The following is an 18,619-nucleotide window of genomic DNA, read 5'->3' as shown; positions in this document are numbered from 1 at the left end:
GCCCGGGGGTGGGGCCGGGATGGTGGGATCCGGGGCGAGGCTCATGACGCGTGATTCCTTCCGTAGATGATGCGCAGTCCCTCCAGGGTGAGGAACTCATCCACTTCCTGAATGACCTTCGATTCGCTGGCCACCAACGGGGCGAGTCCCCCGGTGGCCACCACTTTCGCGGAGAAGCCCATCTCCGCCTCCATGCGAGCGCACATCCCGTCCACCATGCTCACGTAGCCGTAGACGAGGCCCGACTGCATGGAGTGCACGGTGTTGCGGCCCACCACGTGCGGCGGCCGCGCGAACTCCACGCGCGGCAGCTTGGAGGCGTTCTGGAACAGGGCTTCCATGGAGATGTTGATGCCGGGGCAGATGGCGCCGCCCAGGTACTCGCCCTTGGGCGTCACCGCGTCCAGCGTCGTCGCGGTGCCGAAGTCCACCACGATGAGGCCGCGGTGGTGCTTCTCGAAGGCGGCCACGGCGTTGACGATGCGGTCCGCGCCCACCTCGCGCGGGTTGTCGTAGAGGATGGGCATGCCCGTCTTCACGCCCGGGCCGACGAACATGGGGCGCGTCTTGAAGTAGCGCTCGCTCATCTTCTCCAGGATGAACTGGAGCGGCGGCACCACGCTGGAGACGACGACGGCCTTCACCTGCGTCGCGTCGATGCCGCTCCAGGTGAAGAGCTGGCGCACGAGGATGCCGTACTCGTCCGCGCTGCGCCGGGCGCTCGTCTCCAGGCGCCAGTGGTCCAACAGCCGCCGGCCCTCGTACACGCCGAGCACGGTGTTGGTGTTGCCGACGTCGATGGCGAGGAGCATCACGGCCAGCACTCTACCGCGAAGCGCGCACCTGCTCGACGTCGCCCGCGAGCACCCGCTCCACGCGGCCGTCCGCCGTGCGCACCATCAGGGCGCCCGTGGGGTCGATGTCCTCCGCGAACCCCTCCCAGTCGCCCCGGTCCGTGCGTACCCGGACCTGCTGTCCCAGGGTGCTCGACAGGGCCTTCCAGCGCAGGCGCACCGCGTCGAAGCCGGTGGCCAGGTACGTGTCCAGCCAGGCCTCCAGCCGGGTCCACAGGGCCGCCGTGAAGGCCGCGCGGGCCACCGGCCGGCCCAGGACCTGGGCGAGCGACGTGGCGGTGTCGCGCAGCTCCTCCGGGAAGTGCTCCGCCCCGGCGTTGAGGTTGACGCCCACGCCCACGATGACGAAGTGCACGCGCTCCGGCTCCGCGGACAGCTCCGTGAGGATGCCCGCCACCTTGCGGCCCCCCAGCTGGACGTCGTTGGGCCACTTGATGGCCGCGTCGGAGCCCGCCTCGCGCAGCGTCTCCGCCAGGGCCACGGCGGCCACCAGCGTGAGCTCCGGGGCCCGCTGGGGAGACAGCTCCGGGCGGAGGATGGCGGAGAAGTACAGGTTGAGGCCGGGCGGTGACACCCAGGCGCGGCCCCGGCGCCCCTTGCCCGCCGTCTGCTGTTCGGCCACCACCACCGTGCCGTGCACCGCGCCGTCCTGCGCCAGACGGAAGGCCGTGGCGTTGGTGGAGCCGATGGTCTCGTGGTGATGCAGCACGCGGCCCAGCGCTCGCGTGGTGAGCAGCGGGTGGAGCTCCAGCGCGGAGAGCCGGTCCGGGCGGGCCATCAGCCGGTAGCCGCGCGCGGGCACCGCTTCGATGCGGTAGCCCTTCAGGCGCAGGGACTCCACGTGCTTCCACACCGCGGTGCGCGACAGGCCCAGCCGGTTGGACAGGGCCTCACCGGAGATGAAGCCCTCCCCGCCCTCGGCGAGGAAGCCCAGGATGCGCGCGTCCTGCGTCAGCTCGTTCGTCTCCACGGCCATGCGCGGTGCCTTCAGTTCGTGGCCGGCGCAGGCGCCACGCCTGTGCCGGCGGGAGCCACCTTGAACGTCGTCAGCTCCAGCTCCGTCTGCGGCACGCGCTTGCCCGCGTGCTCCGTGGCCACGTCCACGCGCACGAGCCCCACGCCGGCGGCGAAGGTCATCGTGTTGACGAGCGTCGTCTGCGCGTCCACGCGGTTGCGGCCCTCCACGCTGACGCAGTTCTGGAACGAGCCCGCGGGCACCTGGCAGGCGAAGCCCACCTGCACCAGCTGGTAGCGCTCCGTGGACGACACGGAGACGACGTTGTTCCACCCGCGCCCGGCCTCCAGCGGACCGCGCAGCAGGTAGCGCTTGGGGTCGCGCAGGCCGAAGGCATCCACGGACAGCTGACCGCCCTGGTTGTCCAGGAAGTACCCGTCCTGCTCCTTGACGATCTCCACGGTGACGGGCTTGTCGTCCCGTCCGTCGAGCCGGTACGTCCACTGGTTGCCCACCGCGAGCGGGTAGTACGCGGCGATGGATTCAGGCGCCGGGTCGGTCTCCGTCGCGACGCGCTTCGCGCACCCGGTGCCCATGAGCGTGGTGGCCAGGAGGGCCAGGCCCCCCACCTTCGACAGCGATTGCCTCATACTCAAGGGTCCGCGTGGCCCTGGCCACGCGCCTCCACCGTGACGTGGTTGCGTGATGCGTAGAGCGTGTCGAGCGCCTGCTGCGCGGCGGCCTGCACCGACGGCGTGTCGTGGCCCTGGGCCACCGTGTACAGGTACGCCTCCGCCTCCGGGCCGCCAATCTCGCCCACCGCGAAGACGATCTCCTGCAGGAAGCTGGAGTCGCGGCCGCGCGCCAGGTCGATGAGCGCCGGCACCGCGCTCCGGGCCTTCATCTCCGCCAGCGCGCCAATGGTGCGGCGCACCGCGTCCGCGTCGCTGGTGTCCTTGAGGCGCTCAATCAGGAGCGGCGCGGCGGACGGATGCTTGCGCTCGGCCAGCGTCCGGAGGGCGAACTCGCGGATGCGCGCGTCGGCGGACTGCAGGTCCGCCACCAGCGCATCGTCGGTGCGCTCCAGCGCGGCCAGCTGCAGCAGCGCGGACTCCGTCACCTGCCGGAGCACGCTCTCCAGCGCGGCGCGCATGGCGGCCCGGCGGCCCTCCTGCGAGTCCTCCTGCACGGGGGCCTCACCCAGCCCCACGACCTCGTAGCGCTGGGGCATGGCGCCGCCAAAGCGCTCCAGGGACAGGTTGGCACCCACCTCCGCGAAGCTGTGGGGGTTGCCGTCCTTCAGCACCTCGCGGGTGAAGGGCACCTCCAGCGACATCCGCCAGGGACGGGCCTTCTTGGGGACCTCTTCCCCCACCAGCTCGAAGCGGCCGGAGGACTGGAGCGCGTCGGAGAACAGCTCCCGCACCCCCTCCGGACCGAAGCCCAAGAGCGCGTTGTCCTGCACCGTGGCCCCGGACAGCTCCACCGGCGCCACCGGATGGCGCGGGGCCTGCGAGCGGCAGGCCCCGAGTAACAGCACGCAGGAGGTGAGCAGCAGGGCCGGCTTCATGGCCCCGCTAGGCTAACACTCCCGCGTCCACCGCACCTGATTCCGTGCAGGGGCCTCAGCCCTCTTCACGCTCGGGCGGATCCACCGGACCGGTGGACGGCTCGCGGCCCTCCTCGGGCTGCCCGCCCGGGGACGCGGCGGCCTCGCCGGCCGCCACCGCTTCGGACGCCTCCTCCGCCGACAACGCGGGCCCCGCGGCCGGCGTCACGGCGTCGGACGCGGCCTGCGCGGCCTCGGCACGGGCCCGCGCCGCTTCGGGCGACTCGGGCTCGGACGGAGGCCTCACGGCTTCGCCCGCATGCCAGGCGTTGCCCTCGCTCGGCGCGATGACGGCCGCCTCCCCGTCCGGGGAGCGGGTGGACGCTTCGGTCGCCACTCCCACGACGACGGGCAGGGCCTCGCCCGCGAGCGCGACCTGGCCTTCGCCTTCCACGATGCCGCCCGCGGTGGGCGCGGCGATCTCACCCGAGGCGGCGACGGCCTCACCCGTCACGGGTGCGCCGGGCTCGCCCGCGGGCCCGCCCTCCGCTCCGCGGGTGCCACGGCCGCGACGGCCCCGACGACGGCGGCGGCGGCGCTTGCGCTCGGAGGCGTTGCTCTCCGCGGTGCCACCCTCGGCGCCTTCCTTGGCGCCTCCCACGAAGGCGCTGGCGGCCTCCAGGTCGTCGTCCTCGCCCTCGTCGTCACCCTCGTCGGAGTCGTCCTCGTCGGACGACGGCGTGAACCCGGCGGCGGCCGGCGGCGCGGCGGCCACCGGTGAGGCCTTGGGCTCGGCGGCTTCCGCGGACGGCGCGGCGGCGGCCGCGTCACGGGCCTCGTTGCGCGCACGCTGCCGGTCGCGGCGGCGCTCGGCGCGCTCCTGCCGGTCGCCGCGCTCGGGGCGGTCGGAACGCTCGGGGCGCTCCTCTCGCTCAGGCCGGTCGCTGGTGGTGGTCGCGGAGACCTCCACCTCGCCACCCTCCTCGCGGGCCTGCTTCTCGCTCTTGCGCTCCTCGCGGCGGCGCTGGGCCTCCTCGGCGTCCAGCTTCGCGGCCTCGAAGAAGCGCTCGTCGATGTCGTACAGCTCCACCTGGGTGACGTTGACGCCCGTCTTGGCCTCCAGGAACTTCTCACCCAGCGCGTCGCCGCACCACAGCATCACCAGCGAGCCCGTGGCCTGCGCCTCGGAGCGCGCGTCGCCGCGCACCTCGCCCGCGCTCACCAGCAGACCCACCTGCGCGGAGTAGTGGCCCAGGTCGCGGCGCAGCTCCTGCACCGTCTTGCGGTCCACGCCCGGCATGCCCTTGAGCATGCGCACCGCGTAGCGCAGCTCCACGCTGCCCTCGCGCTTGCGCGCGGTGAGCAGGGGGCCTTCCTTGGAGCGCTTGGCGACCTTCAGCTCGCGGAAGCCCAGGCCGTGCATCATCTTCACGACGGACTTCTCGAAGGTGCCCACGTCCGCTTCGCCCAGGCGCTTGCGCAGCCCGCGCGCCACGGAGCGGCGCGCGTCCTTGAGGGCCGTGCGCGCGGTGGCGATGAGGGCCTCGTCCACCAGGGGCTCGACGACGCCGGGGACAGGCTTGCCCAGCACCGGGCGGCCTCCCTCCAGCGGGATGCCCAGGGCCTGCGCGAACGCCGCCTGCAGCTCCAGGGGCGGCGCCTCGCTCGGCGCACCCGCGCGCTCCAGCGACACCTCACCCGACTCCTGGTTGAAGGCGTACTGGGGCCGGCGGCCCGCGTCGATGCGGCGCTGGTTGTCCTCCAGCAGGGCGGTGAGCACCGCCTCCACCGTGGTCTCCTCGGCGCACAGCTCCTTCGCCTTGGCGCGCTCGATGATCTGATCCGTGCGCAGGCCGACGTCCGCCTCGCTGAGGATCTCGAAGACGACCTCGGGCAGCGGCGGGAAGCGCTTCCTGCGACCCCGCTCCTCGTCGCCCTCGTCGCGGCGACGCTTGCGTTCCGTGCCACGTCCCGACGCGCGCACGTTGTCCGTGCGCGGCTCCGGGTGACGCTCCACCGGCCGCAAGGGAGGCAGTTCTTCCTCCGGATGCGGCTCCATCACGCCCGTCTGAGCAAGTGCCTCGGCATCCTCGGAGAGTGACCAGTCCGTCAGTGCGAAGGTATCCTTCGCCGTGACAATCACCTTGCGATCCCGCGTCCGTCGCGCCATGGCAGCCAGACGCGACAGCATCGTCACTTCCGGTGTCTTGCCGATGTGGGACAGCAGGCTCTGCTGGATGGACTTCTCCGTGATCTCAAGGAAATGCAGGGGGCGACCTTCGCTCTCGAGCACTCGGAGCGCGGCCTCGTAAAATGTCATTGAGTAATCCCCAAGAATTCCGAACGGTTACAAAAATGTAGGTCCGTATGGGCGGCGGATGCTAGCCACCGCTAAACTGGCTTGTCAACGAACGTAAATGACCCGGATACGCATCGGACAGCGTTGGAAGCGCGAACCGTCAGCCTCCCCGCTCGATTCCATCGCGCTGGAGTTGGACGGTGTGAACCTGTTGTCCGGGGCCGTGGAAGAGCCCCTGGCGGAGGTCATTCCCGCTCTGGTGGAGGCCGTGGCGGCGCTGCACGCTGGCACGCGCCGGCTCGCCCAGGTTTCGTTGACGGAGGCCCACCTGGAGCTGGTGCTCCGGCGCATCGGACCGGACATCGAACTTTCTGTCGCCAGCCTCGCCCGCCCCGCCCATCTGCTGCGCCCTCCTATTAAGGTTGACACCGAGGAATTGACCAAGGCGACCCGCCAGAGTGGCCAGCGCTTCCTCCAGGACGTGGCGAAGGTGGCCCCCCGAGCGCTGTCCCCCGCGCTCGTCCGGAAGCTGGGGGAGGCGCTCAAGGGGCTCGCGAAGCCCGCGCCGACCCACGAGGAGGCTGCGGTCCACCCCGTCCCGCTGCGCATCGAGCCCGTCTCCGTGCCGGGCTTCGGCTTCGAGCTGAAGGACATCTCCCCGGCCTCCCGCGAGGGCCCCGCGAAGGGCTCCTCCGGGGCGCTGGCGCCGCTGTTGGGCGCGGGCGAGGTGTGGCTCGCGCTGCCCGGGCGACCGCAGGCGTGGCGCGCGCAGGGCCCTCCGTTCCTCACGGTGCTGGAGCTGTCGCGGCAGGCGGTGGAGCTGGCGCGGGCGGTGGAGCTGGGCGAGGCCCGCTTCGAGTTCGAGCCCGCGGGCGTGCGCCCCCTGCTGACGCTGGACCTGAAGGGGCAGCGGGCGAAGACGGGCCCCACCGGCGCGTACTTCCCTCTGGAGCCCGCGGCGCTCCTGGCCGCCCTCTTCCAGTTGGGCGAGGCGCTGGGGCTGGCCTTCGCGGAGGCCCACCGCGTCCAGGTCTCCAACCCGTACCTCGTGGAGCTGACGGAGCGCTGCCGCGAGGGCCTGTCGCACCTGCGGGGCGCCACGGCGCCGCCCGAGGCCCAGGGGGAGGCGCGGGAGCGCAAGAGCCCGCCCGCGCGCGGCGAGTCGCGCCCGCTGAAGGTCCCCGGGCGGCTGCGGCGGCTGCGCTTCGAGAAGCTGTGGGAGCAGCGCGGGCTGGAGGAGCCGGAGGAGGCACGCCTGCTCGTGGGCCGGCACGGGCCGGTGTACTGCGCGCCGGGGCTCGCGTGCGCGTTCTCCCGCAAGGACGGCGCGGCGCTGTGGCGTCGCTCGGCGTCGCTCGGCGTGGCGGCGTCCGCGGATGGCCACGCGGTGGCGGCGGACGGGGCGCGCGTGTTCGGCTTCACCGGCCGGGGCGCGGGCGCGCGGTGGCTGCATGATCACGACGGCATCCCGCTGGGCCCGCTGCTGCTGCGCCAGGACGGGCTGCTGCTGACGCTGTCGGAGGACCGCACCGCGGTGGCCTTCGCGGAGACCACGGGCCGCGAGGTGTGGCGCCTGGCCCCGCCGCGCACGCAGCGCGGGTGGCTGGCCACGCAGGGCCACCGGGCGCTGCTGTCCACGGACTCGGGCTACCTCTACGGCCTGGACCTGGAGGACGGTCAGGTGCGCTACCGGCTGCGCTCACCCATGCCCTTCCACGGGCCCGCGGTAGCGTGGGGCCGGCGCTTCCTGGTGCTGCTGGGGCGCGGCTCGCACCATGCGCTGCTGCTCGCGGACGCGCACACCGGTGAATCCCTGTGGACGTTCGAGCCGGACCTCACCCTGCCCTCCACGCCGTTGCCCATGGGCGCGCGGGTGTTCCTGGCCGGGATGCGCGACGACGACGGGTTCCTGGTGTGCGTGGACTCGCGCGGGCGCAAGGTCTGGGAGCGTGCGCTGCACCTGGGCCCGGGGCCGTATGCGCTGGCGTCGCTGCCGCGCGCGGTGGTGGTGACGAGCGCGTCCGGGGCCGCCGCTCGCGTGTCCCTGTCCGGTCAGGTGGACTGGCGCGTGGGGGCAGCGGGCGAGCCACTCATCGCGGCGCTGCCGGCGCGCACCGCGCGGGACGTGACGCTGGTGGCGGGCGAGGTGGTGCGCGCGGTGGATCCTCGCGGCGGACAGGTGCTCGCGGAGGTGCGCGCGGGGGTGGGGCTCGTCGCGCTCCAGGCCGACGTGCGCCTCAACCTCTACTTCCTGGACGACGCCGGCACGCTGTCCGCGTACCGGCTGGGGTCCCACTTCGCCGTCGTCGAGTAACGACGGCGAAGGCGTGACAGACGGCTACTCGCCCTTCTTGGCGGAGGCCTTGGCCGGGTCGATCTCCTCCTCCGGCCGCTCCTCCTGGGTGGCGCCTTCCCACGTCTCGTTGGCGCCCAGCTTCCACTCGGACGGCACGTCCAGCTTCCACGTGTACGTGGCGTTGGCGTTGCCACCAGAGGCCGCGTGCGAGGCGACGTTGATGGTCGTCTCCAGCTTCGCCACGTCCGCGGGCAGCAGGTCCAGGTCGTAGTGGCCCAGCACCATCTGCGGCGGGAACTCCGGGATGAGGCGCTCCGGGTAGTCGATCTTCATCGACGGATCCGCGCCGCGCATCTCGCCCAGCAGCTTGCCCTTCGCGTCGGTGAGCTTCCACACGGTCTCGAACGAGGCGCTGGTGACCATCTTCTTCACCTTGCCCTCGTCCTTCTCAACGCGCTGCGCGCCCCACAGCGCCAGTTGCAGGCGCACCTGGGGCTTGCCCATCACCATCACCACGTCGGAGCTGACGACGTCCAGGCGCATGCCCTTGTCGGTGGCGGTCCAGATGGGGCGGTAGCGGCCCTCGCGCAGGCTGTCGAACTGCTTGCGCGCGTACTCGTAGAACGCCTTGCGGTCGCCCGCGCGCGCGTCCTTCTTCTCACCGCCGGACTCCGCGCGCTTCTCCAGCTCCGCGAGGTAGCCGTCGAACTTCGTGTTGCCATCGAAGCGCGTCAGGTGCGCGTCGATGTCCTCGAAGTACGTCTTGAAGAAGGGCTTCAGCTCGTCCCGGTACGAGGCCTCATCCGGGTTCGTGCGCATCCAGCCCACGCGCTCGAGGTAGACGGACTGGACGCGGCGGAAGTCGGCCTCCCGCTCCGCCTCCTTCGTCCGGGCCGCGGAAGTGCGGTAGTTCATCACCGCGGCGACAATCACCAAGGCGATGAGAACAATGAATCCGAAGTAGCGCTTCACGCGTCAGGCTCCTGTACGTTCGAGCAGGCAATGATATGAGCCTGCATCATCGTGCTCCAGGCCGGGGGAATCCAATCGTTCACCGTGCCCCTTCCCTTGGAGGAAGGGGAGCTGCTGGGCAACCCCCAGATCGCCTGGCAGGCCTACGGGAAACCGTCGGATGGCAAAGCGGTGGTGGTGCTGCACGACCTGTCCCATTCACACCACGCGTTGGGCACCGGTCCGGACGCGCCGTATCAGCCCTTCGGCTGGGGGCGGGAGCTGATCGGTCCGGGCAAGGCGTTGGATCCGGAGACGACGCCGGTGCTGGTGCCGAACCTGCTGGGCAGTCCCTTCGGCTCCACGTCCCCGCTGTCGGTGGAGCCGACGTCGGGCCGGGCCTGGGGCGTGTCGCTGCCTCCGCTCACCGTGCTGGACATGGCGCGCGGCGTGTCCGCGCTGCTGCGGGCCCAGGAGCTGACGCAGGTGCGCGCGCTGGTGGGCGTGGGCCTGGGCGGCGTCGTCGCGCTGCGGCTGGCGGCGCTGTTCCCGGAGCTGACCAGCAGCGTGGTGGTGATTGGCGCGGCGCGGGCGCTGCCCGAGGGGCTGCGCGAGAAGCTGGGCCTGACGTCGCAGGTGCTGCGCATGGCGCCCGACAACGAGGACACCCCTCCCCTGCGCGAGCGCGTCCCCAACCGGACGCTGAGCCGGCTGCGGCTGGACTACCTCAAGCTCATCTACGGGCGTGAGCACCTGAGCGCGACGTATCCCGACAACGCGACGGCGCAGGCGGCGCTGGAGGCGGAGGCGGCGTCGTTCGCGGACACGTTCGATCCGCTGTCGTGGTCGCTGCTGTGTTCGGCATACGCGGGCTGCGACCTGACGGACACGTTCTCGCAGGTGCGCGCGCGGGTGCTGCTGATGACGGGCGCGACGGACACGCTCGCGCCGGCGGGCCGCGTGCGCGACACGTATCACCTGCTGACGGCGGCGGGGGTACAGGCGCGGTTCGTGGAGCTGCAGGGGCCGGGAGATCACGGCACCCTGCTGTCGGACGCGCACCGGCTGCGCGGGCCGGTGCAGGACTTCCTGCGCTGGCGTTAGGCGTACTAGCGCGCCAGGTGCGGCGCGGCGAGCCGGGCCCGGAGCGCGCCCACGAGCATCCCGATGGCGATGTCGTTGTTGCCGCCGTGCGGGATGATGATGTCCGCGTGGTGCTTGGACGGCTCCACGAAGCCCATGTGCATGGGGCGCACGTGGCGCAGGTACTGGCCCACCACGTGATCGAAGTCGCGGCCGCGGTCCTTGATGTCGCGCGTGAGGCGGCGAAGGATGCGCAGGTCGTCATCCGCGTCGACGTAGATCTTCACGTCCATCTCGTCGCGCACCTCCTTCATGTGCAGCACGAGGATGCCCTCGATGAGGATGATGTCCCCGGGGTCCACGCGGTGCGTGTGCGGCTGGCGGCTGGACGTGACGAAGTCGTAGACGGGCTTCTGGATGGGCTTGCCCTGCTTCAGCGTGCGCAGGTGCTCCACCAACAGCTCCGTGTCGAAGGCGTCCGGGTGGTCGAAGTTCACCTCCCGCCGGTCCACGAGGGGCATGTCCTTCAGGTCCCGGTAATACGAGTCCTGATCAATGAAGGCGACCCGGCAGTCGGCGAGGGCTTCACGCACCTTGCGGGCCACCGTGGTCTTGCCGGAAGCGGTGCCGCCCGCGATACCAACGACGAGGGGTGACGACATGCGGCGGGCAGTACCCCACCAGACAGGTGGGCGCAAGGATCCGTTGAAAGGCGGACACCCTGCCTCGCTTATGCCCTCCGCAAGAGCCCGCGTGCCTGCCCTTCCTCCAGCAACCACGCAGGCAGGTCCTCCACCGGACGCGGGCCGTCCGCCAGCCCTCGCAGCCCGTCCGCCACTCCCGGCGGCAACGTCACGACCTCGAAGCCCGGCCCCTTGCGGCGGATGGCGAAGCGCCACGGGCCAGGGCCGGGCCGCGCCGCGACCTGCGCCAGGGCCTCCAGCCCGGACACCTCCATCGCACCGCACGCCCACGCACGGCCGGTGAGATGCCGTCGCAATGCGCGTGTGGCGAACACCAGCTCCGTCAGGTCGGCCGGGAAGGAGCCCAGCCGGACGTCCTCGGCCAGGGCCACCTGTCCCGGCGCGGGGGCCAGCGGAGCCTGCAGGAAGGCGTGCGGCAGCATCATCTCCAGCGACAGCGCGGCGGCCACCCCGTCCTGTCCCTGCTCCTGCCCCGAGGTCGCGCTCATCACGCGCTTGCGCGCCCAGGACGCGAACGCGTGCGACAGCGAACGCCCCAGTCCGTCGAAGAGCGCGCGGTACTCGCGCGAGCGGGTGAAGGCCTCCAGCCCCTCCGGCGTGGCCGCGAGCAACAGGCGCGTCAGCGGCCACTCACGGTCCAGCTGCTCCGCCACCACCGCGAGCCGGAAGTCCCGGTCCGCGCGCGTCCCTTCCGGATCCGTGTCCTCCGCCGCGGGCGTCACGCCGTGGCCCGCGTCGAACAGCGCCCACGGCTGGCTCTCCTTCGTGAGGGCGGGCGTGGGCTCACGCGACATGGGATACGCGATGGGAGGTCGCGACTCCTTCGGCACCAGTGCGCGCAGGCGGCGCAGCGACGTGAGCGCCACCTCTGGCGGATGGCCATCGCCCTCGAAGGTGACGGCGCGCAGGCGTTGGCAGCGCGGGAGCAGCTCCGCCAGGAGTTCGAAGAGCTCTTCGCGCACGGGCTGCGTGTGATCATCCACGTAGAAGGTCCGCGAGCCCCGGCGCGTCACCACGCCGCCCGCGAGGTGGATCTCCACGACCTGATCCAACGGGAAGCCGTCCAGCCCCGTGCGCAGCGGCAGGCCCGCGGAGAGCTGGTGGCTGAGCAGGTGGCCCAGGTCCAACAGCAACGGCAGGCCCGTGCGCGCGTGCAGCTTCGCCATGAAGTCCAGCGCGTGCATGCTGCCGCGCGTGGCGAGCACCGCGGGGTTCTCCACCACCAGCGGGACGCTCAACGCGGCCTGGATGTGGAGCGCGTGCGCCGCGCAGTCGCGCAGGCCCGCTTCGTTGAAGGGCGGCGTGACGTAGAGGTAGCCCGGGAAGGGCTGGCCGCCCGCGTGCCACCAGCCCACGTCATTGCCCACCCACGGGCTGCCCACCGCGCGGGCGTGCGCATCCAGCTCCGCGAGCGCGGACGCGGGCTCCAGCTCCGGTCCCCAGAGGTTCAGGTGAACCGGGTGGAAGAGCACCGGCACGTCCGCGCGACGCCGCCACATCTCAGGGAAGAGCGTGGCCTGGGCGCGCGCCTCCTCCAGCGCGATGGGGGCGCTGTACTCCACGAAGTCGAACAGGCCAGGGGCCACGTCGAGCAACCGGTACGGATGCGGCACATCCGAAGCGCTCAGGTTGCTGCTCAGCCCCAGTCCCAGCCAGGGCAGCGTCCACGAATCCGATGCAGGGCGCGTCATGGACACACCCTAACCAGCCCGGGCCCCGCGTGGCGCTAGCGTTCTGGCGGCTCCCGCACCAGGCGCGTGTCCTGGAGGTCCAGCAGCCGTCCGTCCGCCGCGCGCAACTCCAGCGGCTTCACGGGCAGCCCCTGCGCCGCGTCGAGCATCACCGTGCGCGGCTCCCCCTCCTCGAAGCAGTGCTCCGCGCCCCACTCGCGCAGGGCCACCAGCACGGGGAAGAGGCGCCGGCCCTTCTGCGTCAGCACGTACTCCTGCCAGGCGCTGCCGTCGGACGCGGGCTGCACCTCCAGGATGTCGTGGGCCACGAGGTGCTTCAGGCGCTGGGACAGGATGTTCTTCGCCACGCCCAGGCTCTTCTGGAACTCACCGAAGCGGCGCAGCCCCAGCATCGCGTCGCGCACGATGAGCAGTGACCACCAGTCCCCCATCACATCCAGCGACCGGGCCACGGGGCAGGCCACCCCCTCCATGCTCGTCCGCTTCATCCGCGCCCTCCTTCGATTGTCTCCACCTTCTGGTTGCATAACGAAACCACTGCCTTTATCCATCCCTCAATTGGTTTCATCATGAAACCACTCAAACCGGAGGCACTCGGATGCGGCTCAAGGGAAAGACGGCGCTGATCACGGGCGGCAACAGTGGCATCGGGCTGGCGACGGCCCGGCTGTTCGTGGCGGAAGGGGCGCGCGTGGCCATCACCGGGCGCAACCGGGAGACGCTCGACGCGGTGGTGAAGGAGCTGGGGACGAACGTGCTGGCGGTGCAGGCGGACGCCACGGATCCGGCGGCGCTCGAGCGCGCGGTGGCGCAGACGGTGGAGCGGTTCGGCAGCCTGGACATCGTGTTCGCCAACGCGGGCATCGTGGGGCCGACGTTCGTGGGCAAGACGTCGCAGGAGGCGTTCGAGTCCATCCTGAAGACGAACGTCACCGGCGTCTTCTTCACCGTGCAGGCGGCGGCGGAGCACCTGAAGGCCGGCGCGTCCGTCATCCTCACCAGCTCGGTGCACAGTGAGCTGGGAGTGCCAGGGTACGCGGCGTATGCGGCGAGCAAGGGCGCGCTGAAGGCGATGGTGGCGGTGCTGGCCTCGGAGCTGGCGCCCCGGGGCATCCGCGTCAATGCCATCTCGCCGGGTGCGACGCGCACGCCCATCTGGGACGCGCTGGCGCCCAACCCGGAGGCGTACGCGAAGCTGGAGAAGGGGCTGTCACTCACGATTCCCATGGGCCGGTTGGGTGAGCCCGAGGAGATCGCGAAGGCGGTGCTGTTCCTCGCCTCGGACGACGCGGCCTACGTGCATGGGCAGGATCTCTTCGTGGACGGCGGCGTCAACGGCGCTCCTGGGGGCACGCCCCTGCTCCGCGGCCCCCAGTAGGATGTCGGGACCGACGTGCCCTCCCTCACTTGAAGAAAGGCTGCACCCCCATGACCTCCCCCCTCAAGCCCACCGCGGTCGTCATGGGCGTCGGCTCTGAACAGGGCCTGGGCGCGGCCCTGTGCCGGAAGTTCGCCGCGCAGGGCCACCACGTCCTCGTCGCCGGGCGAAGCGGTGCGAAGGTGTCGCAAGTGGTCCAGACGCTCTACGCGCGCCAGGGCAGTGGTGAAGCCATCGTCGCCGACGCGACGAACGAAGCGGACGTCGTGCGCCTGTTCGAGCGGGCCGTTTCCCCGGGGCCCGGGTTCGCGCCCGTGGATCTGGTCGTGTTCAACGTGGGCAACAACCGCCAGGTCCCCTTCCGGGAGCTGGACGCCGCGCTGTTCGAGGAGTTCTGGCGGGCGGGCTGCTTCGGCGGGTTCCTCGTCGGACGCGAGGCGGCCCGGAGGATGGTGCCGCTGGGCCGGGGCACGGTGCTCTTCACCGGCGCCTCCGCCAGCCTGCGGGGCAAGCCGGGCTTCGCGCAGTTCGCCGCGGCGAAGGCGGGCCTGCGGATGATCTCCCAGAGCATGGCGCGCGAGTTCGGCCCCCAGGGCCTGCATGTCGCCCACGTCGTCATCGACGGCGGCATCAACGGGGAGCGGTTGCGCTCGCTCGCGCCGCAGCCGGTGCTGCCGCGCGAGGATGACGGGCTGCTCGACAGCGACGCCATCGCGGAGACGTACTGGCAGCTCCACCGTCAGCACCGCTCCGCGTGGACGCAGGAGGTCGACCTGCGACCGTTCAAGGAGTCGTTCTAGCGGGCACGGCGTCCTCGTGACTCAGGAGGTCGGCTTCGGCGGGGCCGCCTTCCTCGCGGCCTCGCGCGCGGCTTCGAGCACGTCGTCCACCGCGGACTCCACCGCGTCGCTCACCAGCTCCGGCGCGGACGTGCGCCAGCGCTCCAGCGACGCCTCGTGCATCGCCTCCGGATCCTGGAGGCGCGCGTCCGTCTCCGGCGCGACCTCCGCGATGCAGTCCGGACACACGCCTTCGAGCGCGCGCGACCACACCTCCAGGTGCGTGGTGATGAGCACGCCCTCCATGGCCAGGGCCTCTCGCAGTCCCCGCTGACCCGCGCCGCGCATCTGCGTGCCGTGCACCCGGTCCAGCATCGTGCGCATCCACGAGGCCACGGCCTCCGCACGCGGACACGTCTGACGACCACAGACCCGACAGGTCGTCTGCCAGGGCTGACCTTCCAATGGATTCATCGCGTCATCCTCCTCGCGCCCCGGTTCGGCTCCGCTTTACCAAGGCCTCCCTCCCGGCGCACGTAGACGCGAGGCTCCGACAATGCAGAGAATCCATCTTCTCTGATTCCCCCCGAGGAGTGGTCCATGTCCCGAGCCGAGATCGACGAGTCGCACGCGCAGTTCCGAGGAGCCTGGAGGCTGTTCGCGCTGGGCTTGCCGCTGGGCGAGGTGGTGGAGCGTGCCGAGGTGTTCCTCACGGCGGGGCACGTGTCGTGGTCCCTGATGAACATGGCGTTCCTCCAGAAGCCGGTGGAGACGGAGGCGGAGCTGGAGCGCGCCGTGGACTCGGCCGCGCGCTACTTCACGCAGGGGCCGCATGGCTGGTCCTTCACGCTGACGCCGGACTGGCTCGCGCCGGCGCTGCGGGAGCGCGCGGACGCGGTGCTCGCGTCGCGGGGACTCCATCCCGGGATGACCACCACGGGCATGGTGGCGGACAGGCTGCTCGCGCCCCTCCGGCCCCTGCCGAAGCTCGACCTGCGGCCCGTGCGGGACGAGTGGGGCCGCAACGCGATCGCGGACGTGAACGCCTCCAGCTACGACATGCCGCAGTCGCTCGGGCGCGAGGCGCTGGCCGTGCCGGGCATCTACGGCTCGGAGTGCCTGGCCTTCGTCGGCGCTCGTGACGGGGCGCCGGCAAGCACCACCGCGGCGATGCGCGTGGACGGCATCACGTACATCGCGCTCGTGGCGACGCTCGCCGAGCACCGTCGCCAGGGCGCCGCGGAGGCCGTGATGCGCCATGCCCTGGAGGAGGCGAAGCGCACGTGGGGGCTGGAGCGCACGGTGCTGCACGCCACGCCCGCCGGAGCGCCCGTGTACCGCCGCATGGGCTACCGGGACGTGACGGGCTTCGTGACGTATTTCGCCCCGGCGAAGGGGGCCTGAGCCAACGCCTGAGCCGGCCTCCGAGCCACTGGGCCCGGCGCACGTCGCGGGCCCTTCGATGGCACAAGGGCCCGAGCCTGCTGGACCGGGCCCCCGCGACCGGGAACAATCCGCGCCTCGATGGAGCCCCCCGGACCGCAGGAGCGCGTTGGAGCACAGGTGACGCGCTCGCGCGCGACGTGGGCGGTGGTGGCCGGCGCGCTCGGCGTGACGTGCCTGTTCTTCTACCGGGCCGTGTTCAGCGCACAGGTCTTCACCGCGCGCGACATGCTGCTCGTCTACGCGCCCCTGCGCCGCTACTGGGTGTCGCGCATGGCCTCCGGCGGGTTCCCGGGCTGGTACCCCTATGACGGGCTGGGCCAGTCGTTCCCGGGGATGATGCTGTCCGCCGCGTTCCACCCGTCGCAGTGGCCGGGGCTGGTGCTGTCCACGGGCGCGGCGATGAAGCTCACCGTGCTGCTGTGTCCGCCGCTGGCCCTGCTGGGCACGTATGCCCTGCTGCGCCTCTACGCGGTGCCCCGGGCCGGTGCGTTCTTCGCGGGACTGGCGTTCGCGTTCAGCGGCTACCTCGTGTGTCTCACGAGCAGCCTCGCGTACCTCATGGCCGGCGCCACCCTGCCCGCCGCGCTCTGGGCCGCCGTGCGCTTCCTTCGCGAGGCCACGCCTGCCCGCGCTGGCGTCGCGGCCGTCCTGCTCGCGGGCGTGCTCCTGGCGGGTGACACCTGGAGCTATGCGTTCGCGAACGCCTTCGTGCTGCTGCTCGCACTGACAGAAGAAGGGCCTCGCGCCGTCCGGTTGCGGCGGGGACTGGGGCTCGTGGCGCTGGGTGCCGGGGTGGCCGCGCCGCAGCTGTTCACGGGCATGGCGGTGTTCGCGGGCGGTGCTCCCGGCGCGAGTTCCATCGAGGACGCGCAGCGCTGGTCGTTGGATCCCTGGCGCCTCCCGGAGCTGTGGCTGGGCCCGTACCTGGCGAACGCTTCGGTGGAGCGCGCGGTGCCGGAGGAGGTCGTCAAGCCGCTGTTGCACACGGGCGGGTTCTCCACGCTGTGGTCGGATTCGTTGTTCGTCGGCGTGCCCGTGCTGCTGCTCGCCCTGGCGGCCCTGCGCTTCATCCCCTTCCGCCGGTGGGCTCCGTTTGGCGCGGCGTGGAGCGCGCTGCTCGCGCTGGCGCTCGGATCCGCCCTGCCCTTCTACGCGCTGCTCTACGACGTGCTGCCGCTGTGGCGACCGTTCCGCTACCCGGAGAAGCTCGTCGTGCACCTGTCGCTGGGCCTCGCGGTGCTCGCGGGGCTGGGATGGAAGGCCGTGGTGGCCGCTCCGGAGCGCGCCCGCTGGACGGCTCGCGCGGCCGGCATCATGGCCGGCGTGCTCGCGGCCGTGGCCCTCACCGAGCGCGTGGGTGGCGCGTGGTCGCACGCGTTCGTGCTCGGACGCTGGCCCCAGGTTCCCGCGGAGACGCTGTCCACGCTGTCGCACGCCTTCAGCACCGCGGGCTTCGTCGCGGCGGCGATCGCGCTGGGCTGCGCGCTCGTCGTGCCGGGCCTCGCGGACTCCCGGCTCCGCATGGGCGCGCTGATGACACTGCAACTGGGCGCGTCGTTCACCGCGAACGAGCCGCTCTACATCCTCGGCTCGGAGGAGCTGTTGGACAGCCCGCCCACCTTCGTCCTGAAGGTGCGCGAGCACGCGGCGCAGACAGGGAGCACCGTGCCCCGGGTGACGTCCCGCATCCAGCGCTACCGCCTGCCCCGCTTCGAGGGCTTCGAGTTCCAGGACAGCGTGGCGTTGATGTCGCGCGCCTCGCTGATGCCCAACACGCCCGCGCTGTGGGGCATCGGCACCGCGGAGGCGTACCTGCCCGCCGCGAGCCCGCGCGTGTTGCACCTCCAGGACACCGCTCCCGGCCTCTTCACGGAGCTGCTGCCCGTCTTCGGCGTGCGCTTCAGCGCCTACACCCCGGAGACCTACGAAGCGCTGAAACAGAAGCCGGGGCCGGTGGTGGCGCGCGACACCGTCTTCGACCTGCTGCTGGTGGAACACACCGATGCCCGGCCACGCCTGTCCGTCGCGAGGCCCCGGTGCGTCCGGGATGCGGAGGCGGCGCTCGGCCTCCTCCGAGACGCGTCCTTCCGGGCCAGCACCCAGGCCGCGGTGGAGTGTGGCGACGCGCCCCTTCCCGACTCCGGCACCGCGCCCCTCAACGGCCTTGTCCGGGTGGAACGGGATGCGCCCGAACACCTGGTGATGGAGATGCAGACGCCCGAGGACGCGGTGTTCCTCGTCAACGACGCATGGCAGGCCGGATGGTCCGCCGCCGTTGACGGCGTCCCCGCGAAGCTGCTCCCCGCCAACATCGCGGTGCGCGCCGTGCCCATCCCCAAGGGCCATCACCGCGTCGAGCTGCGCTACCGCGTGCCCGGCCTGCTGCCCGGTGTCCTCCTCTGCGCCGCGACCTGGCTGGGACTGGCCATGGCCGAAGGGTGGCGACGTCACCGGCGCACCCGCAAGGCGCCGTCCTCCGCGAGCCCGCCCCCTCCCAACCGGGTGTCCTGAGCGACCACCCGACCGAGCGGAAGGCTGCTCCCTCAAGGGTCGTCCATTCAACGTTCCATCGCCCCGAAGCAGGGGGACGGGGGTTGGAAGCGTGGCGCGAGTGCCTAGCTTGGCCCCCCACCC

The 18,619-nt window shown here is 71.8% G+C and carries 16 protein-coding genes; 6 read left to right on the top strand and 10 right to left on the bottom strand.

Annotated features, from left to right (window positions below; genetic code table 11):
* Positions 1-41 precede the first annotated feature (41 nt).
* From D7X12_RS25860 to D7X12_RS25840, 5 genes are read right to left on the bottom strand one after another with little or no spacing between them, the layout of a single operon-like run.
* Positions 42-812: a type III pantothenate kinase gene (locus D7X12_RS25860; RefSeq protein ID WP_120627951.1), complete on the bottom strand. Its 771-nt coding sequence runs from the start codon at positions 810-812 to the stop codon at positions 42-44.
* A 13-nt stretch (positions 813-825) separates the two neighbouring features.
* A complete protein-coding gene (locus D7X12_RS25855; protein ID WP_120627949.1) occupies positions 826-1,830 on the bottom strand; it encodes a biotin--[acetyl-CoA-carboxylase] ligase in 1,005 nt (334 codons plus the stop codon).
* 11 nt (positions 1,831-1,841) lie between these two features.
* Positions 1,842-2,459 carry a hypothetical protein gene (locus D7X12_RS25850; RefSeq protein WP_120627948.1) on the bottom strand — a complete coding sequence of 206 codons (618 nt, stop codon included), beginning with the start codon at positions 2,457-2,459 and terminating at the stop codon, positions 1,842-1,844.
* Between the two features lie 2 nt (positions 2,460-2,461).
* Entirely contained in the window at positions 2,462-3,379 is a 918-nt protein-coding gene (locus D7X12_RS25845; RefSeq protein ID WP_120627947.1) for a HEAT repeat domain-containing protein, read from the bottom strand.
* Positions 3,380-3,434: 55 nt separating this feature from the next.
* Positions 3,435-5,678, bottom strand: a complete 2,244-nt coding sequence (locus D7X12_RS25840) for an HTH domain-containing protein (RefSeq protein ID WP_120627946.1) — start codon at positions 5,676-5,678, stop codon at positions 3,435-3,437.
* 97 nt (positions 5,679-5,775) lie between these two features.
* Between D7X12_RS25840 and D7X12_RS25835 the strand changes: the two genes are divergently transcribed.
* Positions 5,776-7,971 (top strand): outer membrane protein assembly factor BamB family protein, encoded by a 2,196-nt coding sequence (locus D7X12_RS25835; RefSeq protein WP_120627945.1) that lies wholly within the window; start codon positions 5,776-5,778, stop codon positions 7,969-7,971.
* 24 nt (positions 7,972-7,995) lie between these two features.
* Here D7X12_RS25835 and D7X12_RS25830 read toward each other — a convergent pair whose 3' ends face one another.
* Positions 7,996-8,925, bottom strand: coding sequence for a hypothetical protein (locus D7X12_RS25830; RefSeq protein ID WP_120627944.1), 930 nt, complete (start codon positions 8,923-8,925; stop codon positions 7,996-7,998).
* Positions 8,926-8,976: 51 nt separating this feature from the next.
* On the opposite strand from D7X12_RS25830, the gene D7X12_RS25825 reads away from it, so the two are divergent.
* Positions 8,977-10,008 carry a homoserine O-acetyltransferase family protein gene (locus D7X12_RS25825; protein ID WP_120627943.1) on the top strand — a complete coding sequence of 344 codons (1,032 nt, stop codon included), beginning with the start codon at positions 8,977-8,979 and terminating at the stop codon, positions 10,006-10,008.
* Between the two features lie 5 nt (positions 10,009-10,013).
* Here the strand turns inward: D7X12_RS25825 and udk are convergent, their stop codons facing one another.
* The 3 genes from udk to D7X12_RS25810 form a co-directional block, all read right to left on the bottom strand.
* Positions 10,014-10,649, bottom strand: a complete 636-nt coding sequence (udk, locus tag D7X12_RS25820) for a uridine kinase (RefSeq protein WP_120627942.1) — start codon at positions 10,647-10,649, stop codon at positions 10,014-10,016.
* Between the two features lie 68 nt (positions 10,650-10,717).
* Entirely contained in the window at positions 10,718-12,382 is a 1,665-nt protein-coding gene (locus D7X12_RS25815) for an MbnB/TglH/ChrH family RiPP precursor modification enzyme (protein WP_120627950.1), read from the bottom strand.
* A gap of 35 nt (positions 12,383-12,417) precedes the next feature.
* A complete protein-coding gene (locus D7X12_RS25810; RefSeq protein ID WP_120627941.1) occupies positions 12,418-12,870 on the bottom strand; it encodes a winged helix-turn-helix transcriptional regulator in 453 nt (150 codons plus the stop codon).
* A gap of 110 nt (positions 12,871-12,980) precedes the next feature.
* Between D7X12_RS25810 and D7X12_RS25805 the strand changes: the two genes are divergently transcribed.
* A complete protein-coding gene (locus D7X12_RS25805) occupies positions 12,981-13,760 on the top strand; it encodes an SDR family NAD(P)-dependent oxidoreductase (RefSeq protein ID WP_120627940.1) in 780 nt (259 codons plus the stop codon).
* 50 nt (positions 13,761-13,810) lie between these two features.
* Positions 13,811-14,560: an SDR family NAD(P)-dependent oxidoreductase gene (locus tag D7X12_RS25800; RefSeq protein WP_120627939.1), complete on the top strand. Its 750-nt coding sequence runs from the start codon at positions 13,811-13,813 to the stop codon at positions 14,558-14,560.
* A 21-nt stretch (positions 14,561-14,581) separates the two neighbouring features.
* Here D7X12_RS25800 and D7X12_RS25795 read toward each other — a convergent pair whose 3' ends face one another.
* Positions 14,582-15,013: a hypothetical protein gene (locus D7X12_RS25795; RefSeq protein ID WP_147443805.1), complete on the bottom strand. Its 432-nt coding sequence runs from the start codon at positions 15,011-15,013 to the stop codon at positions 14,582-14,584.
* Positions 15,014-15,139: 126 nt separating this feature from the next.
* Between D7X12_RS25795 and D7X12_RS25790 the strand changes: the two genes are divergently transcribed.
* Both D7X12_RS25790 and D7X12_RS25785 read left to right on the top strand, forming a co-directional pair.
* Positions 15,140-15,943, top strand: a complete 804-nt coding sequence (locus D7X12_RS25790) for a GNAT family N-acetyltransferase (protein ID WP_120627937.1) — start codon at positions 15,140-15,142, stop codon at positions 15,941-15,943.
* Between the two features lie 159 nt (positions 15,944-16,102).
* Entirely contained in the window at positions 16,103-18,496 is a 2,394-nt protein-coding gene (locus tag D7X12_RS25785) for a YfhO family protein (protein WP_120627936.1), read from the top strand.
* Positions 18,497-18,619: the final 123 nt, after the last annotated feature.

This window comes from Corallococcus sicarius, assembly GCF_003611735.1.
Classification (GTDB): Bacteria; Myxococcota; Myxococcia; order Myxococcales; family Myxococcaceae; genus Corallococcus; species Corallococcus sicarius.
The sequence above is the reverse complement of the archived record's forward strand: the minus strand, read 5'-3'. Positions and strand labels throughout refer to the sequence as shown.

Bases quoted from the DNA above. Each gene is read 5' to 3' on its own strand.
- D7X12_RS25835 (WP_120627945.1), top strand. From the start codon at position 5,776: ATGACCCGGATACGCATCGGACAGCGTTGGAAGCGCGAACCGTCAGCC.
- D7X12_RS25860 (WP_120627951.1), bottom strand. From the start codon at position 812: ATGCTCCTCGCCATCGACGTCGGCAACACCAACACCGTGCTCGGCGTG.
- D7X12_RS25855 (WP_120627949.1), bottom strand. From the start codon at position 1,830: ATGGCCGTGGAGACGAACGAGCTGACGCAGGACGCGCGCATCCTGGGC.
- D7X12_RS25815 (WP_120627950.1), bottom strand. From the start codon at position 12,382: ATGACGCGCCCTGCATCGGATTCGTGGACGCTGCCCTGGCTGGGACTG.
- D7X12_RS25790 (WP_120627937.1), top strand. From the start codon at position 15,140: ATGTCCCGAGCCGAGATCGACGAGTCGCACGCGCAGTTCCGAGGAGCC.
- udk (WP_120627942.1), bottom strand. From the start codon at position 10,649: ATGTCGTCACCCCTCGTCGTTGGTATCGCGGGCGGCACCGCTTCCGGC.
- D7X12_RS25805 (WP_120627940.1), top strand. From the start codon at position 12,981: ATGCGGCTCAAGGGAAAGACGGCGCTGATCACGGGCGGCAACAGTGGC.
- D7X12_RS25845 (WP_120627947.1), bottom strand. From the start codon at position 3,379: ATGAAGCCGGCCCTGCTGCTCACCTCCTGCGTGCTGTTACTCGGGGCC.
- D7X12_RS25850 (WP_120627948.1), bottom strand. From the start codon at position 2,459: ATGAGGCAATCGCTGTCGAAGGTGGGGGGCCTGGCCCTCCTGGCCACC.
- D7X12_RS25840 (WP_120627946.1), bottom strand. From the start codon at position 5,678: ATGACATTTTACGAGGCCGCGCTCCGAGTGCTCGAGAGCGAAGGTCGC.
- D7X12_RS25810 (WP_120627941.1), bottom strand. From the start codon at position 12,870: ATGAAGCGGACGAGCATGGAGGGGGTGGCCTGCCCCGTGGCCCGGTCG.
- D7X12_RS25800 (WP_120627939.1), top strand. From the start codon at position 13,811: ATGACCTCCCCCCTCAAGCCCACCGCGGTCGTCATGGGCGTCGGCTCT.
- D7X12_RS25795 (WP_147443805.1), bottom strand. From the start codon at position 15,013: ATGAATCCATTGGAAGGTCAGCCCTGGCAGACGACCTGTCGGGTCTGT.